The organism is Actinomycetospora atypica, from assembly GCF_042653685.1.
GTDB lineage: Bacteria > Actinomycetota > Actinomycetes > Mycobacteriales > Pseudonocardiaceae > Actinomycetospora > Actinomycetospora atypica.
Genome location: NZ_JBHSIV010000007.1, coordinates 89,091 through 104,024 on the forward strand (window position 1 = coordinate 89,091; position 14,934 = coordinate 104,024).

At 75.4% G+C, this 14,934-nt stretch carries 16 protein-coding genes; 13 read left to right on the plus strand and 3 right to left on the minus strand.

The features are described 5' to 3' along the window. Nucleotides 1–84 precede the first annotated feature (84 nt). Both ACFPBZ_RS08900 and ACFPBZ_RS08905 read left to right on the plus strand, forming a co-directional pair. Nucleotides 85–1,143, plus strand: coding sequence for a C40 family peptidase (locus ACFPBZ_RS08900; RefSeq protein WP_378035672.1), 1,059 nt, complete (start codon nt 85–87; stop codon nt 1,141–1,143). Next, nucleotides 1,140–2,306 carry a glycosyltransferase family 4 protein gene (locus tag ACFPBZ_RS08905; protein ID WP_378035673.1) on the plus strand — a complete coding sequence of 389 codons (1,167 nt, stop codon included), beginning with the start codon at nt 1,140–1,142 and terminating at the stop codon, nt 2,304–2,306. The genes ACFPBZ_RS08900 and ACFPBZ_RS08905 overlap by 4 nt, the downstream gene beginning before the upstream one ends. A 64-nt stretch (nt 2,307–2,370) precedes the next feature. Here ACFPBZ_RS08905 and ACFPBZ_RS08910 read toward each other — a convergent pair whose 3' ends face one another. Then, nucleotides 2,371–4,164: an AMP-dependent synthetase/ligase gene (locus tag ACFPBZ_RS08910; protein WP_378035674.1), complete on the minus strand. Its 1,794-nt coding sequence runs from the start codon at nt 4,162–4,164 to the stop codon at nt 2,371–2,373. A 166-nt stretch (nt 4,165–4,330) separates the two neighbouring features. Between ACFPBZ_RS08910 and ACFPBZ_RS08915 the strand changes: the two genes are divergently transcribed. The 6 genes from ACFPBZ_RS08915 (at nt 4,331) to ACFPBZ_RS08940 (ending at nt 9,064) form a co-directional block, all read left to right on the plus strand. Next, nucleotides 4,331–4,789: a polyketide cyclase / dehydrase and lipid transport gene (locus tag ACFPBZ_RS08915; RefSeq protein ID WP_378035675.1), complete on the plus strand. Its 459-nt coding sequence runs from the start codon at nt 4,331–4,333 to the stop codon at nt 4,787–4,789. After that, nucleotides 4,786–5,586, plus strand: coding sequence for a metallophosphoesterase family protein (locus ACFPBZ_RS08920; RefSeq protein ID WP_378035676.1), 801 nt, complete (start codon nt 4,786–4,788; stop codon nt 5,584–5,586). Before ACFPBZ_RS08915 ends, ACFPBZ_RS08920 begins: the two co-directional genes overlap by 4 nt. Nucleotides 5,587–5,683: 97 nt before the next feature. Further along, on the plus strand, nt 5,684–6,112 hold the full coding sequence (locus tag ACFPBZ_RS08925) for an SRPBCC family protein (protein WP_378035677.1): 429 nt from the start codon (nt 5,684–5,686) through the stop codon (nt 6,110–6,112). After that, on the plus strand, nt 6,112–7,350 hold the full coding sequence (locus ACFPBZ_RS08930) for an ArsA family ATPase (RefSeq protein ID WP_378035678.1): 1,239 nt from the start codon (nt 6,112–6,114) through the stop codon (nt 7,348–7,350). The genes ACFPBZ_RS08925 and ACFPBZ_RS08930 overlap by 1 nt, the downstream gene beginning before the upstream one ends. Further along, the gene (locus tag ACFPBZ_RS08935; RefSeq protein WP_378035679.1) at nt 7,347–8,108 is read left to right on the plus strand and encodes a hypothetical protein; all 762 of its coding nucleotides are present in this window, start codon (nt 7,347–7,349) and stop codon (nt 8,106–8,108) included. The genes ACFPBZ_RS08930 and ACFPBZ_RS08935 overlap by 4 nt, the downstream gene beginning before the upstream one ends. Further along, nucleotides 8,102–9,064, plus strand: a complete 963-nt coding sequence (locus ACFPBZ_RS08940; RefSeq protein ID WP_378035680.1) for an ROK family protein — start codon at nt 8,102–8,104, stop codon at nt 9,062–9,064. The genes ACFPBZ_RS08935 and ACFPBZ_RS08940 overlap by 7 nt, the downstream gene beginning before the upstream one ends. Here the strand turns inward: ACFPBZ_RS08940 and ACFPBZ_RS08945 are convergent. Together ACFPBZ_RS08945 and ACFPBZ_RS08950 are read right to left on the minus strand one after the other, a co-directional pair. Then, nucleotides 9,061–9,633: a hypothetical protein gene (locus ACFPBZ_RS08945; protein ID WP_378035681.1), complete on the minus strand. Its 573-nt coding sequence runs from the start codon at nt 9,631–9,633 to the stop codon at nt 9,061–9,063. The genes ACFPBZ_RS08940 and ACFPBZ_RS08945 overlap by 4 nt on opposite strands. Next, a complete protein-coding gene (locus ACFPBZ_RS08950; protein ID WP_378035682.1) occupies nt 9,630–10,421 on the minus strand; it encodes an alpha/beta hydrolase in 792 nt (263 codons plus the stop codon). Before ACFPBZ_RS08950 ends, ACFPBZ_RS08945 begins: the two co-directional genes overlap by 4 nt. 177 nt (nt 10,422–10,598) lie before the next feature. Here ACFPBZ_RS08950 and ACFPBZ_RS08955 point away from each other — a divergent pair, with 177 nt between their 5' ends. The 5 genes from ACFPBZ_RS08955 (at nt 10,599) to ACFPBZ_RS08975 (ending at nt 14,920) form a co-directional block, all read left to right on the plus strand. Beyond that, nucleotides 10,599–11,291 (plus strand): lysophospholipid acyltransferase family protein, encoded by a 693-nt coding sequence (locus ACFPBZ_RS08955; RefSeq protein WP_378035683.1) that lies wholly within the window; start codon nt 10,599–10,601, stop codon nt 11,289–11,291. A gap of 14 nt (nt 11,292–11,305) precedes the next feature. Beyond that, on the plus strand, nt 11,306–11,824 hold the full coding sequence (locus tag ACFPBZ_RS08960; RefSeq protein WP_378035684.1) for a polyadenylate-specific 3'-exoribonuclease AS: 519 nt from the start codon (nt 11,306–11,308) through the stop codon (nt 11,822–11,824). A gap of 67 nt (nt 11,825–11,891) precedes the next feature. After that, nucleotides 11,892–12,536 (plus strand): VC0807 family protein, encoded by a 645-nt coding sequence (locus tag ACFPBZ_RS08965; protein ID WP_378035685.1) that lies wholly within the window; start codon nt 11,892–11,894, stop codon nt 12,534–12,536. Between the two features lie 27 nt (nt 12,537–12,563). Then, on the plus strand, nt 12,564–13,514 hold the full coding sequence (locus ACFPBZ_RS08970; RefSeq protein ID WP_378035686.1) for an NAD(P)-dependent oxidoreductase: 951 nt from the start codon (nt 12,564–12,566) through the stop codon (nt 13,512–13,514). A gap of 77 nt (nt 13,515–13,591) precedes the next feature. Then, complete coding sequence (locus tag ACFPBZ_RS08975; protein WP_378035780.1) at nt 13,592–14,920, plus strand: class II 3-deoxy-7-phosphoheptulonate synthase; 1,329 nt, start codon at nt 13,592–13,594, stop codon at nt 14,918–14,920. Nucleotides 14,921–14,934 lie beyond the last annotated feature (14 nt).

Consider the following 14,934-nt stretch of genomic DNA (forward strand, 5'->3'; position numbering starts at 1 on the left):
GTTACCGTCCCGTCACCTCTCGCGGACGAGCTCCCCCGCCGACGTCGGCGAGCAGGCCACCGGCCGAGAGGACCTCCCCGCCCCGTGAAGCCAGGACCGTCCCGTCGTGGTGCGCGCACGACCGCCGTCCGCACGGCGCTGGTCGTCGTGGCGCTCGCCCTGGCGTCGCTGCTCACCCCCGGCACCGCAGCGGCCGACCCGATCGTCCCGCCCGGCGCCAACGACGTCGTCCGCTCGCTCGCCGACGCGAACGCCCGGGCCGAAGCCGCCAACGAGGCGGCCATGGGGGCGCGCGAGCAGCTCCCGGTCCGCCGGGCCGAGGCCGACCGCACCCGCCGCGCCGCCGACGCCTCGCGGGGCGCCGTCGCCCAGGCGCGCGCCGCGCTCGACCAGGCCTACGTCGCGGTCGACCAGCTCACCCGCACCACCTACCAGGGCGGCGACCTCGACCAGCTCGGGGCGCTCCTGTCCAGCCCCTCGCCGCAGGCCTACCTCGACAAGGTCGAGCTCCTCGACGCCGTGTCCGAGGCCAACCGCGCGGTCCTGCAGCGCTACCTCGACGCCTCGGCCGCGGCCGAGGGCGCCCAGCGGGACGCCGACGCCCGCGCCACCGACGCGCAGCGCGCCGCCGAGGACGCGACCCGCACCGCCGCCGACGCCGAGCGCACGAAGGCCCAGGCCGACCGCGACGTGGCCGCGGCCAACGCCTCGCTGAACCGGCTGTCGCGGGGCGACCGGGCCCTGCTGCGCGGCGGCGGGATCACGAACTACCCGACGAACATCGCGGGCGACTCCCTCGGCGTCGCCGCCCTCCGCGCCGCGCTCTCGCGCCAGGGCGCGCCGTACGTGTGGGGCGCCACCGGCCCCAACACGTTCGACTGCTCCGGGCTCGTGCAGTGGGCGTACCGGCAGATCGGGGTCGGGATGCCCCGGGTGGCGGCCGCGCAGCAGCAGGTGGGCCAGCTCGTGTCCGCGGGGGAGGCCCAGCCCGGCGACCTGATCTTCTTCGGCAGCCCGGCCACCCACGTCGGCATCTACGTGGGCGGCGGGCGCTTCCTGGAGGCGCCGCAGTCGGGCGACGTGGTCAAGGTGGCGCCGGTGCGCAGCAACGTGTCCACGATCCGGCGCATCTCGCCTCCGTGACCCGGATCCTGCTCGTCACCAACGACTTCCCGCCCCGCCCGGGCGGGATCCAGTCCTACCTGCACGAGCTCGCCGTCCGGCTGCCCGCCGGCTCGCTGACCGTGCTCGCGTCCACCTGGCCCGACGCGCACGACTCCGACGGCCGGTGCGCCGCCTTCGACGCCGCGCAGCCCTTCGCCGTCCACCGGCTGCCCACGACGATGATGCTGCCGACCCCCGAGGCGGTCCGCCGGGCCGTGGAGCTCGCCCCCGGGCACGACACGGTCTGGTTCGGTGCCGCCGCCCCGCTCGGCCTCATGGCGCCCGCCCTGCGGCGCGCCGGCGTCGGCCGGGTGGTCGCCAGCACCCACGGCCACGAGGTGGGCTGGTCGATGCTCCCCGGGTCGCGGCAGCTGCTGCACCGCATCGGGCGCCACGCCGACGTCGTCACCACGGTGAGCCGCTACACCCGGGGCCGCGTGGCCGCGGCGTTCGGGCCCGACGTCGCGCTCGAGCCGCTGCCGTCCGGGATCGACACCACCCGCTTCCGGCCCGACCCCGGGGCCCGCGAAGCGGTCCGCGCACGCCACGGGCTGGGGGACCGGCCGGTCGTCGGGACCGTGTCGCGGCTCGTGCGCCGCAAGGGGCAGGACGTGCTCGTCCGGGCCCTGCCCGCCCTCCGGCGCCGGGTCCCCGGGGCCGCGCTGCTGATCGCCGGGGACGGCCCCGACGCCGACCGGCTGCGCCGGCTGGCGCGCACGACCGGGGTCGAGGACCACGTGGTGTTCACGGGTCCGCTGGCCCACGACGAGATCCCCGCCCACCACGCGGCGCTCGACGTCTTCGCGCTGCCGTGCCGCACGCTCGGGGGCGGGCTCGACGTCGAGGGGCTCGGGATCGTGCTGCTGGAGGCGTCGGCGAGCGGGGTGCCGGTCGTCGCCGGGCGCTCCGGGGGCGCCCCCGAGACGGTCCGCGGCGGCGCGCCCGGCACGCGCACCGGGCGGCTCACCGACGGACGCGACCCGGCCGACGTGGCGGAGGTGGTCGGCGACCTGCTGGCCGATCCCGACGAGGCCGCGCGCGCCGGGGCGGCCGGGCGGCGGTGGATGCAGGCGGAGTGGACCTGGTCGTCGCGGGCCCGCCGTCTGGCCGCACTCGCTGCGCCGTCCGCCACCCACCCCTGAGAAGCGAACGGCACTCCCGCTGCCCTAGAAGCAGCGGAAGTGCCGTTCGCTCCAGCACAGGGGGTCAGCGCTGGGCGTAGAACGCCTCGATGTCGTCGGCCCGCTGGTCGGCGATCACGTTGCGCTTGAGCTTCATCGTCGGGGTCAGCTCGCCCGTGTCCTCGGTGAAGTCGGAGGTGAGGATCCGGAACTGGCGCACCGACTCGGCCTTGGAGACCGCGGAGTTGCCGTCGTCGATGGCGGCCTGGACCTCGGCGCGCAGGTCCTCGTCGCCGGCGAGCTCCTCCGCGGTGGTGCCCGACTTGCCGTGCTCGGACGCCCAGCCCGGCAGCGCCTCCGGGTCGAGGGTGATCAGGGCCGCGATGTAGGGCCGGTTGTCGCCGACCACGAGCGCCTGGCTGATCAGCCGGTGGGCCCGGATGCGGTCCTCGATCACGGCGGGGGCGACGTTCTTGCCGCCCGCGGTGACGATGAGCTCCTTCTTGCGGCCGGTGATCGAGAGGAAGCCGTCGTCGAGGGTGCCGATGTCGCCGGTGTGGAACCAGCCGTCCTTCAGCGTCTCGGCGGTCGCGGTCTCGTTGTTCCAGTAGCCGCGGAACACGACGTCGCCCTTGGCGAGCACCTCGCCGTCCTCGGCGATCGCGACGGTGATGCCGGGCAGCGGGCGGCCGACGGTGCCGACCCGGATGTCGCCCTCGGCGTTCGCCGTGATCGCGGCGCTGGTCTCGGTGAGGCCGTAGCCCTCGTGGATCGGGATGCCGACGCCCCGGAAGAAGTGGCCGATCCGCGCGCCGAGGGCCGACCCGCCCGACACCGCGCCGCGGCACTGGCCGCCGAGCGCGGCGCGCAGCTTGGAGAAGACGAGCCGGTCGAACACGGCGTGCTTTCCCCGCAGGAGGAGCCCGGGGCCACCGGTGTCGAGCGAGCGCGAGTACTCCACCGCGGTCGCCTCGGCGAGGTCGAAGATCCGGCCCTTGCCGCCCTGGTAGGCCTTCTGCTTGGCCGAGTTGTAGACCTTCTCGAACACGCGGGGCACCGACAGGACGAAGTCGGGCTTGAAGCGCTGCAGCTCGGAGGAGAGCTTCGAGGTGTCGTGGAAGTGGCCCACCACGTAGCGCTGCTCCTGCGCGGCGATCTGCACCACGCGGGCGAAGATGTGTGCCAGCGGCAGGAACAGCAGGGTCGAGTTCCCGGCCTGCATCATCGTGCCGAACGTGTCGCCGGCGGCGCGGACCTCGAAGAGCAGGTTGCGGTGGGTGATCTCGCAGCCCTTCGGGCGCCCGGTGGTGCCCGAGGTGTAGATCAGCGTGGCGAGGTCGTCGGCGCGGACCCGGGTGCGGCGCTCCTCGAGGTCGGCGTCGGAGACGTCGCGGCCCGCCTCCTTGAGGACGTCCACGGCCGGCCGGTCGCCGTCGATCTGCCAGGTGTGCTCGAGGCCGGGGAGCTCGCCCACGACCTGGTCGAGCGTCGCGCGGTGCTCGTCGCTCTCGACGACGACCCCGCGGGCCCCGGAGTCGGACAGGCACCACTGGTACTGCGAGGCCGAGGAGGTCTCGTAGATCGGCAGCCCGGCGCAGCCCGCGGTCCAGAGCGCGTAGTCGATGAGGGTCCACTCGTAGCGGGTCGCCGCGACGATGCCCACCCGGTCGCCCGGCTCGAGGCCGGCCGCGACGAAGCCCTTCGCCACCGCGACGACCTCGTCGCGGAACTCGCCGAACGTGATCGGCTGCCACTCGTCGCCCACCAGCCGGCGGTACGCGACCGCGTCGGGGTGCTCGCTGGCGTTCGCCCAGACCGCATCGGTGAGCCGGTCGTCGTCGGCCACCTTGGCCGTCGCCGGCACGCTGTACTCCTGCACCCGTACACACCCTCTCGCGTCGCCGCGAGGTCCACCTCGACCTCGGCGTGGCCGCAGCCTAGGGCGGTGGGGGCGCGGCGTCACTACCCGACGGTATCCCGGACGAAACGCCCGAATCGCCCACCACGGCCCTGCGACGCCGGAGATCGTCGGGCACCCTGGCGTCGTGGCCGCCCTCGACGTGATCGACGAGACGTTCGTCCTCGCCGACCCGGCCGCGGTGGCCGCGGCGTTCGCCGACCCCGCGCGCTGGCCGGCGCTCTGGCCCGACCTCGAGCTGCACGTGTTCGCCGACCGCGGCGCGGCCGGGACCCGCTGGTCGGTCGGGGGTCGCTGGACCGGGAGCGCCGAGGTGTGGTGCGAGGCGGTGGCCGGCGGCACGGTGCTGCACTGGTTCCTGCGCCTCGACCCCACCGAGGGCCCCGCGGGAGAGTCGGCCCGGCAGCTGCTGCGCGGGCGGCAGGGCCCGGCCCGGGAGGCGCTGCGCCGCCAGCGGGCCGCGAAGGCGATCGCGTTCGGGCTGAAGGCCACCCTCGAGGCGCCCGACTCCGCGGCGGACGGGCCCGGATGGCGCCGCCGGCCCGGCGAGCCGACCGTGCCGGGGGAACCGGTCGTCGCCGGATGAGGGTGCACGTCGTCTCCGACGTCCACGGCAACGCCGACGACCTCGTCCGCGCCGCGGACGGCGCCGAGGCCCTCGTCGTGCTGGGCGACCTGCTCGACTTCGTCGACTACGACGAGCCGGCCCACGGCATCCTCGCCGAGATCCTCGGCCCGACGGCCACCACGGAGTTCGCCCGCCTGCGCTCCGAGGGCGGGCCGGGCGCCCTGCGGGCCTTCACGCGGAACCTCTGGGAGGACGTCGACGACCCGCGGGGGCAGGTCGAGGCGGCCGTCCTGCGCCGCTACGAGCGCATGTTCGCCGTCCTGGGGGCGATGGCGGTCCCGGTGTGGCTCATGCCGGGCAACGTCGACGTCCCCGACCTGTGGCCGGAGTTCCTCGCCCGGTACCCGCACGTGACCGCGGTGGACGACACCGTCGTCGAGATCGGCGACAGCCGGGTCGGCTTCGTCGGGGGCGTGCCGCTGCCGCCCGGCGTCGAGCCCCGCCCGGGGGTGTTCCGCTCCTACATGCGGGGGGCCGAGGAGTACACGGCGGCGGTCGGGGCGCTGGGGGAGGTCGACGTGCTGTGCAGCCACGCGCCGCCGGCGGTCGCCGAGCTCGCCTACGACGTCGTCGCCCGCACCCACGAGCTGACCTCGCCCGCCCTGGTCGAGCAGGTACGCGAGCACCGGCCCCGTCTCGCCCTCTACGGGCACGTGCACGCCCCGCTCACGTCGCGTGTGCGCCTCGGCACCACCGAGTGCCTGAACGTCGGACATTTCCGGCGCCGGGGCGTCCCGACGGTGGCCCGATGGTGATGCGGGCGACAACTTCGGGTACCCGGGGGTCCGTCAGGCGTGGCGAGGACGACGGCGGGGCGAGCCCCGGTGGTCGTCGACGGTAACCTTCCGCGCCATGGCGGACGAGTCCACGCAGTCCATCACCATCGCGGCCGCTCCGGCGTCCGTGCTCGACGTGATCGCCGATTTCCCGTCCTATCCGGAGTGGGCGGACTCGATCACGTCGGCCAAGGTCCTCACGAACGATGACGAGGGCCGACCAGAACAGGTCCGGTTCACTCTCGACGCCGGTCCGCTCAAGGACACCTACGTCCTGGCCTACGACTGGGTGGCCGACGGTGTGACCTGGGACCTCGTGTCCGGACAGATGCAGCGCGGTCAGCGCGGGCGCTACCGGCTCGAGGGTTCCGACCAGGAGACCACCGTCACCTACACCCTGTCCGTGGACCTGGCGGTACCGATGCCCGGGCTCATCAAGCGCCGGGCCGAGAAGAGGATCATGGACACGGCGCTGACCGGTCTCAAACGACGCGTGGAGAGCTAGTGCGGGTCCTGCTCTTCACCGGCAAGGGCGGGGTCGGGAAGACGACGACCGCGGCGGCGACCGCGGTGGCTCTCGCACGATCGGGCCGCAAGGTCCTCGTGCTCTCGACCGACCCCGCACACTCCCTCGGCGACGCCTTCGACACCCGCCTCACCGGCGAGCCCGTCGAGGTCGACGCGTACACCCTGCCCGGCCTCTTCGCGGCGCACGTCGACACGCGCGTCCTCGTCGACGAGGCGTGGGAGCCGCTGCGCGCGCAGCTGCGGACCCTGCTGGCCGGGGCGGGCGTGGAGGAGATCGTCGCCGACGAGCTCACCGTGCTGCCCGGGGTCGAGGAGCTCCTCGCCCTCGAGCAGGTGCGGCGCGCCACCGAGGACGGGCCGTGGGAGGTCGTGGTCGTCGACTGCGGCCCCACCGCGGAGACCCTGCGCCTGCTCAGCCTCCCGGAGGCCCTCGGGGGCTACCTCGAGCGCCTGTTCCCGGCCCACCGCCGGGCGGTCCGCGGCGTGCTCGCGGGCCTGGCCGGGAGCGGGGCCACGGTCGCCCGGTGGGACGCGGCCGCCGCGTCGCTGTCCCGCCTCGCCGAGCAGCTCTCGGGCCTGCGGACGCTGCTCGCCGACCGGAGCACCACGACGATCCGCCTGGTGCTCACCCCGGAACGGGTGGTCGCCGCGGAGACCCGCCGGACCCTCACCGCCCTCGCGCTGCACGAGCTGCACGTCGACGGCCTCGTCGCGAACCGCCTGGTGCCCGACCCGGGGACCGGCCGCGGCACGGCGGCCACCTGGATGCGGGTCCGCCGCCGCGAGCAGGAGGACGTGCTCGCGGAGCTGGCCGGGCTCATGGAGGGCTCCGGGGTGCCGGTCCGCGCCGTGGCGCACCGCGCGGGGGAGCCGGTGGGCATCGAGGAGCTCGGCGAGCTCGGGACCGACCTCTACGGCGACGACGACCCCCTCGACGGCGTCTGCGCCCGGCCCCTGCTCGAGCTGCGGCGCACGGCGGGGGAGGGCACGGCGCTCGAGAGCGAGTACGTGCTCGACCTGCAGGTGCCCGGCATCGGCGACGGCGAGGTCGACCTGGCGCGCCTCGCCGACGACCTCCTGGTGACCGTCGCGGGCCGGCGGCGCACCGTCGCGCTGCCGCCGGTGCTGCGCCGCTGCGAGGTCGTGGCCGCGGATCTCGACGACGACGTCCTGTCGGTCTCCTTCCGGCCCGACCCCGCGGTCTGGATGCGGTGACGGTGACCGGGGGGCAGGAGCAGGACGAGCAGGACCGGGTGGCCCGCGAGCGGCTGACCCGCGAGGCCCGGCAGACGGTGACCGCGCTGCTGGACTGGGTGGGCACGCGCGTCGACGCCCCCCGCGAGGCGGGCGGGTCCGAGCGGCCCCCGCAGAGCCCCGGCCCGTGCGGGTGGTGCCCGGTGTGCGCCCTCGCCGCCGCGCTGCGCGGGGAGCAGCCGCAGCTCACGGCCTCGCTCGCCGAGCAGGCGTCGGGGCTGCTGGTGCTGCTGCGGCTGCTCGTCCAGTCCCACGCCGGCACGGGGCACTCCCACCACGCGCCGCCCACGCCCGGTCCCGACGAGGCCGCGACCGCCGCCGGGACCGCCGCGCCGCCCGGGTGGCCCGCCGAGTGGGGCGCCCCGAGCTGGGCCCCGTCGGGTCCCGCCGCCGAGGAGACCGCGGTGCCCTGGGAGGCCCCGCACGCGATGTTCGACCCGACGCCCGCCACCGGCATGCCCGTCGCCGTCCCCGGGGAGCCTCTCCTGCAGGAGCGCTCCCCGGAGGGGTCCTCCCCGGAGGAGCCGCGGCCCGGGCGCCCCACCGGACGGCGCGGCCCCCGTCCGAGCCCCCGGCACCCGCTCGGGGCCACCGCGGACGAGGCGCCCGTCGCCGCGGCCCCCACGCCACCGGCCCCCACCGGCCCCGCCCCGTCGAGGCCCACGGCACGCTCCGGCGTGCAGCGGATCCCCGTGCGCCGCCGGTCCCGCCCGTGCTGACGATCGGGGTGGACGTCGGCGGCACCACCGCCAAGGCGGCCCTGGTCGACGCCGACGGCACCCTGCTCGCCACCCGGGTCGCCGTCACCCCGCGCACGGCGGCCGAGCTCGACGACACGCTCGACCACCTCGTGACGCACCTCGAGGGCGAGGCCCGGGAGCGGGACCGGGAGGTCGCGGCCGTCGGGCTCGCGGTCGCCGGGTTCGTCGACCCGCAGCGGCGCTCGGTGTCCTTCGGGGCGCACCTGCCCTGGCGCGACGAGCCGGTGGTCGACCGGGCCGCGAAGCGCCTCGGCCTCCCGGTGACCCTCGAGCACGACGCGAACGCCGCCGGCCTCGCCGAGCACCGCGTCGGCGCGGCCGCGGGCGCCCGGGTCGCGGTCCTCGTGGCGCTCGGCACCGGGATCGGCGCGGCCCTCGTCGTCGACGGCGAGGTCTTCCGCGGCGCGTACGGGGTCGCCCCGGAGCTCGGCCACCTCGTCGTCGTGCCCGGCGGGCGCCCGTGCCCGTGCGGCAAGCGGGGCTGCCTGGAGCGCTACTGCAGCGGTACCGCCCTCGGGGCCGGCGCCGACGAGCTCGTCGCGGCGAGCGAGGACTTCTCGGTGCTGCGGGCGAGCTGGGAGCGCGGGCTCCCGCTGACCGGGCGCGAGGTGGCCCACGCGGCCGCGGCCGGGGACGCGCTGGCCCGCCGCGTGATGGCCGACTTCGCCGTCTGGCTCGGGCGCGGGCTGGCCCTGGTCGCCGACGTGTTCGACCCCGACGTCGTCGTGATCGGCGGCGAGGTGTCGGCCTCGGCCGCGACGTTCCTCGACGACGCCCGCGCCACCTACGCCGCGGAGGTCACCGGCGGGGAGCACCGCCGCCTCGCCGACGTCCGGCCCGCCGTGCTCGGCGGGGACGCCGGCATGATCGGCGCCGCCCTCGACGCCCGCGAACGGGCCGTCGGGCGGAGCTAGACGACGCCGCCGTCGTCGGGACCGGTCCCGGTGTCCGACGAGCGGCGCATCCCGACGACGAGCCACCCCAGCCCGGCGGCCATCGCCAGCAGGCCCGGGACGATCCCGAGCCCCGCCACGCCGCCGCCGAGCGCCGGCAGGGCGAGCAGGACGACGCCGACCACGAGCAGCAGCAGGCCGAAGAGGCTGGAGAACCCGATCCGCGGCAGCGGCGGCGGCTCCGGCGGGACGAAGTGGTCGTCCTCGCGGGCCGGGGGGTGCGGGCGGTGCGCGGCCGAGCCGGGGGGAGCGGCCGGGGCCTCGGGCACCTCCGGCAGGGGCGCGAAGAGCTCGCCGGCCGGGCGCTCCGGGTGCGCCGAGGGCTGACCCTGCGGCGGGGTCGCGAGGCCCACCCCGGAGGAGAGCGCCGAGGGGTCCTCGGGCCAGCGCGGCGCGTCGGCGCCCGCCCAGTCGGCGACGATCGCCGCGAAGGCGGCGTCGACGTCGTCGGGCAGCTCGAAGCGCCGGGCGCCGGCCGAGGACCCGTCACGGTCGGGGCTGGTGGTGTCCTCGGGATCGGGAGAGCTCATGCGCGGTTCCCTGCGGTGGTGCCGGACGAGGGGGCGGAGGCGGCGATCCGGCGGGCGAACTCCGTGCTGCCGGAGAAGATCGTCGGGGCGTCGTGGTCGAGGGTGGCGACGTGGTAGCTGTCGGGGAGCACCACTTCGGTGACGTCGGTGGAGGCGACCCCGTCGAGGACGAGGCGGGCGTTCACGGGTTCGACGACGTGGTCGGTGGTCGAGCGGTAGAGCAGCACGGGGCACCGCACGCGGCCGAGGTCCTCGCGGACCACCGACCACAGCTCGGTGAGCGACACGAACGCCTTGAGCGGCACCCGGTCGTACCCCAGCTCGGTGACGCCGGGCTTGGCGACGTCGTTCGCGACGCCGGGCGCCCAGGGCCAGAGCCGGGCCAGGTAGCGGGCGAAGGCGGCGTCGCGGCGCAGGGTGGTCACCGACGGGTTGACCAGGCAGATGCCGGCGATCGCGTCGCCGTACTCCTCGGCGATCCGCAGCGTCAGCGTCCCGCCCATCGACAGCCCGAAGACGAACACGGCGTCGTACCGCTCGATCAGCTCGTCGGTGGCGCGGGCGATCTCGCCGTACCAGTCGGGCCAGCGGGTGGCCTGCATGTCGCGCCACGCGGTGCCGTGCCCGGGCAGCCGCGGCCCGCGCACCGCGAAGCCCTGCCCGGCGAGGTGCTCGCCCCAGGGCCGCATGCTCTGCGGGCTGCCGGTGAAGCCGTGCGACAGGACGATGCCGACCCGTGCCCCGTCGGGATCGGCGGTGAACGGTTCCGCCCCGGGCATCACGGGCACGCGCGCCTCCACGACAGCGGTCTGGGCGGGTGTGCCGCGTCCGCGCACCCGAGCACATCGTGGCACGTCCCACACCCCCGCGATACGCCCAGGTGCCCGAACAGGTGGTGTGGTCGTTGGAGTCGCAGCCGGGGCGTGCCTACGCTGCTGCATCCGAGGGGGACGGGGAGGAGAGCAGTGCTCTACTGGTTGATGAAGTGGGTGCTGCTGGGCCCGCTCCTGCGGCTCGCGTTCCGCCCCGAGGTGCGCGGCGCCGAGAACCTCCCGCGCACCGGTGGGGCCCTCGTCGCCTCCAACCACCTCGCGGTCATCGACTCGTTCGTCCTCCCGCTGATGGTGCCGCGGCGGATGGCGTTCCCGGCCAAGGCGGAGTACTTCACGACGCCCGGTCCCAAGGGCACCCTGCAGCGCTGGTTCTTCACCGGGATGGGCCAGGTGCCCATCGAGCGCGGCAACGGGCGGGCGGCACGGGCGGCGCTCGACACCGGCATCGGCGTCCTGCGCGAGGGCCGGCTGTTCGGCATCTACCCCGAGGGCACCCGCTCGCCCGACGGGCGCCTCTACAAGGGCCGCACCGGCGTCGCCCGGATGGCGCTGGAGGCGAAGGTCCCGGTGGTCCCGGTGGCCATGATCGGCACCGACCGCGCCAACCCCGTCGGGTCGCGCTTCTGGCGGCCGGCCAAGATCACGATCGTCATCGGCGAGCCGCTCGACTTCTCCCGCTACTTCGGGATCGCCGACGACCGGCAGGTGGAGCGGGCCCTCACCGACGAGGTCATGTACGCCCTGATGGAGCTCTCCGGCCAGGAGTACGTCGACGTCTACGCGTCCAAGGCCAAGGAGGCCACGGGCGACGACGCCGCGGCGTAGGCGACAATCCGGTCGTGGCACGAATCTTCTACGACTGCGAGTTCATCGAGGACGGGACGACGATCGAGCTCGTCTCCCTCGGCGCCGTCGACGAGGCCGGCCGCGAGTTCTACGCGATCTCCCGGTCCTTCGACCCGATGCGCGCGGGCCCTTGGGTGCGGAAGAACGTGCTCGACAAGCTGCCCCCCTCGGCCGACCCCGCGTGGTGCAGCCGCCTGCAGATCCGCGAGGACTTCTACGCCTTCGTCACCGCGGGCGGGGGCGAGGTCGAGCTGTGGGCGTGGAACGCGCCCTACGACCACGTGGTGATCGCCCAGCTCTGGGGCGCGATGCCCGACCTGCCGCGCGCCATGCCCCGCTTCACCCGCGACATGCGCCAGCGCTGGGACGACGTCGGGCGCCCGACGCTGCCGCCGGCCCCGCAGGACGCCCACGACGCCCTGGCCGACGCCCGGCACAACCTGGCCAAGTGGGAGGTCATCGACGCCCGGTGGCGCGAGCTCGGCATGGACCGGGTGCAGCGGACCGGCTGAGGTCTCATCCCCGCCTCCACCCGAGGGCTGAGGTGCTCCGGGCCGCCCGGCAGCAGGCTCGACCACCATGAGCACCACGACGACGGCCGTCCCCACCACCACCCCGGTCGCCCGGTCCTCGGCGATCTCGACCCTGCGCGGCGTCGCCGCGGACGTCGCCCTCCCCATGGGCACCTACTACGGCCTGCACGCCCTCGGCCTCTCCGACCAGACCGCCCTGCTCGCCGCCACCGTGGCCGCCGGGGCGCGGGTCGCCCTCGTGGCGGTCCGCAGCCGCCGGCTGAGCGGCTTCGCCGCCCTCGTGCTCGGGGTCTACGCCGTCGGCCTGGTCCTGTCGTTCGTCAGCGGCGATCCGCGGTTCATGCTGCTCAAGGACTCGGCCGGCACGGCGGTCGTCGGGCTGGGCTTCCTGGTCAGCCTGCTGGGCCGCGTGCCGATGGCACTCACCGCGATCGAGAGCGCCCGCCCGGAGATCGGGCGCCTCTACCGGGAGAACCCGCGGGCGCGGCGCACGATCCGCGGCATCACGGTGCTGTGGGGCCTCGGCCTGCTGGCCGAGGCGGCCCTGCGGGTCCCGCTGGTGTACGCCCTGCCGGTCAGCGTCGCCGTGGGGATCTCGCACGCGATGATGCTGGTGGTCAGCCTCGGGCTGGGGGCCGTCACCGCGCTGTGGATCCGCGCCTCCCGCCGCCGCGCCCCGGCGCAGGCCTGACGCCACGCGGCCGGGATCATGGTCGGCATGCGCATCGGACTCGTCGGCGGTGGGTTCCCGGAGGTGCGGCGGTGCCTGGACGAGGCGCTCGCCGAGGGCGTCGAGGGCCTCGACGACGTGACCCTCGTCGACGTCGTCCACGCTGCCCCGGTGCCCGCCGACGTCCTCGCGCCGCTGGGCAGCACGATCGACGGCCCGCTGATCGACGCCTGCGGCGCCCGCTTCGTGCAGCAGTTCGGGGTGGGGGTTTCGGGGGTCGACCTCGACGCGGCCCGCGGCCGCGGGGTGCCGGTGGCGAACGTGCCGGGCGGCGCCTCGGGCAACGCCACCGCCGTCGCCGAGCTCGCCCTGCTGCTCCTGCTCGCCCTGGTCCGCCGGTACGACGAGGCCCGGGCCGGGGTCGCCGAGCGCGTCGTCGGCCACCCGATGGGCACGATGCTCCGGGGCCGCACCGTCGCGGTGCTGGGGGTCGGCGACATCGGGGTGGAGGTCGCGGCGCGGCTGCGGGCGTTCGGCGTGCACGTGGTGGGCATCGGGCGGCGGGAGGCCGCGGCGTACCCGGAGGCCGCCGCCGTGGTCCACACCTACCGCCAGGGGGACCTCCCGGCCGCCCTGGCGGGGTGCGACGACCTCGTCGTCGCCTGCCCGCTGACCGAGGCGACCCGGGGCATCGTCGGGAAGGGCGCGCTGGCGGCGCTGAACCCGGGCGGGCACGTGGTGAACGTCGCCCGCGGCCCGGTCGTCGACCACGACGCGCTGCTCGGGGCGCTGCGCTCGGGGCACCTCGCGGGGGCCGGGCTCGACGTGACCTGGACCGAGCCGATCGACCCCGACGACGAGCTGTTCTCCGAGAACGTGCTCGTGACCCCCCACGTCGGCGGGATCACCGAGGAGTCGTACGCGGGGATGGCGCGGGGCTTCGTCGCGAACGTCGCCCGCTTCGTGCGAGGGGAACCGATCCAGCACCGCGTCGCGTGACAGTAGGCTCTGCGGACGTGTGGTCCGTCGACCTGCCCGTGGATGCTCTGCCGGGCCTGCCCCCCCTGCCCGCCGAGATGCGGGAGCGCCTCGACGAGGCGCTCTCGAGGCCGGCGGCGCAGCAACCGTCCTGGCCCGACCAGGCGGCGGTGACCGACGCCCGCACCGTGCTCGAGCACGTGCCGCCGATCACGGTGCCCGCCGAGATCGACCGCCTCCGCGGCCAGCTCGCCGCCGTGGCGCGAGGGGAGGCGTTCCTGCTGCAGGGCGGCGACTGCGCCGAGACCTTCGCCGACAACACCGAGCCGCACCTGCGCGGCAACATCCGCACGCTGCTGCAGATGGCCGTGGTGCTCACCTACGGCGCGTCCACCCCGGTGGTCAAGATCGGGCGGATCGCCGGGCAGTACGCGAAGCCCCGCTCGTCGGACACCGACGCGTTCGGCCTGCCGTCCTACCGCGGCGACATGGTCAACTCGCTGGCCGGCAACGCCGAGCTCCGCGTGCCCGACCCGGGCCGCATGATCCGCGCCTACGCCAACGCGAGCGCGGCGATGAACCTCACCCGGGCGCTGACCAGCGGCGGGATGGCCGACCTGCACGAGGTGCACGACTGGAACCGCGAGTTCGTCGCGAACTCCGCGGCGGGGGAGCGTTACGAGGCCGTCGCCGGTGAGATCGACCGGGCGCTGCGGTTCATGTCCGCCTGCGGGGTCACCGACCACTCGCTGCACTCCACCGAGATCTACGCCTCCCACGAGGCGCTGGTGCTCGACTACGAGCGCGCCCTGCTGCGCCTCGACTCCACCCGCCGCGACGACCCGCGGCTCTTCTCCCTCGGCGCGCACTTCCTCTGGATCGGCGAGCGCACCCGGGCTCTCGACGGCGCGCACATCGCGTTCGCGGAGCTGCTGGCCAACCCGATCGGCATCAAGATCGGGCCGGGGACCACCCCGGAGCAGGCCGTGGAGTACGTCGAGCGGCTCGACCCGAACCACGAGCCCGGCCGGCTCACCCTGATCAGCCGCATGGGCGCGGGGAAGGTCCGCGACGTGCTGCCGGGGATCATCGAGAAGGTCACCGCCTCGGGCCACCAGGTGATCTGGCAGTGCGACCCGATGCACGGCAACACCTACGAGGCCACCACCGGGTTCAAGACGCGGCACTTCGACCAGGTCGTCGACGAGGTCCAGGGCTTCTTCGAGGTCCACCACCGCCTGGGCACCCACCCGGGCGGCATCCACGTGGAGCTCACGGGCGAGAACGTCACCGAGTGCCTCGGCGGCGCCCAGGAGATCTCCGACACCGACCTCGCCGGGCGCTACGAGACGGCGTGCGACCCGCGGCTGAACACCCAGCAGTCGCTCGAGCTCGCCTTCCTCATCGCGGAGATGCTGCGCAACTAGTCCCACATGCTGGT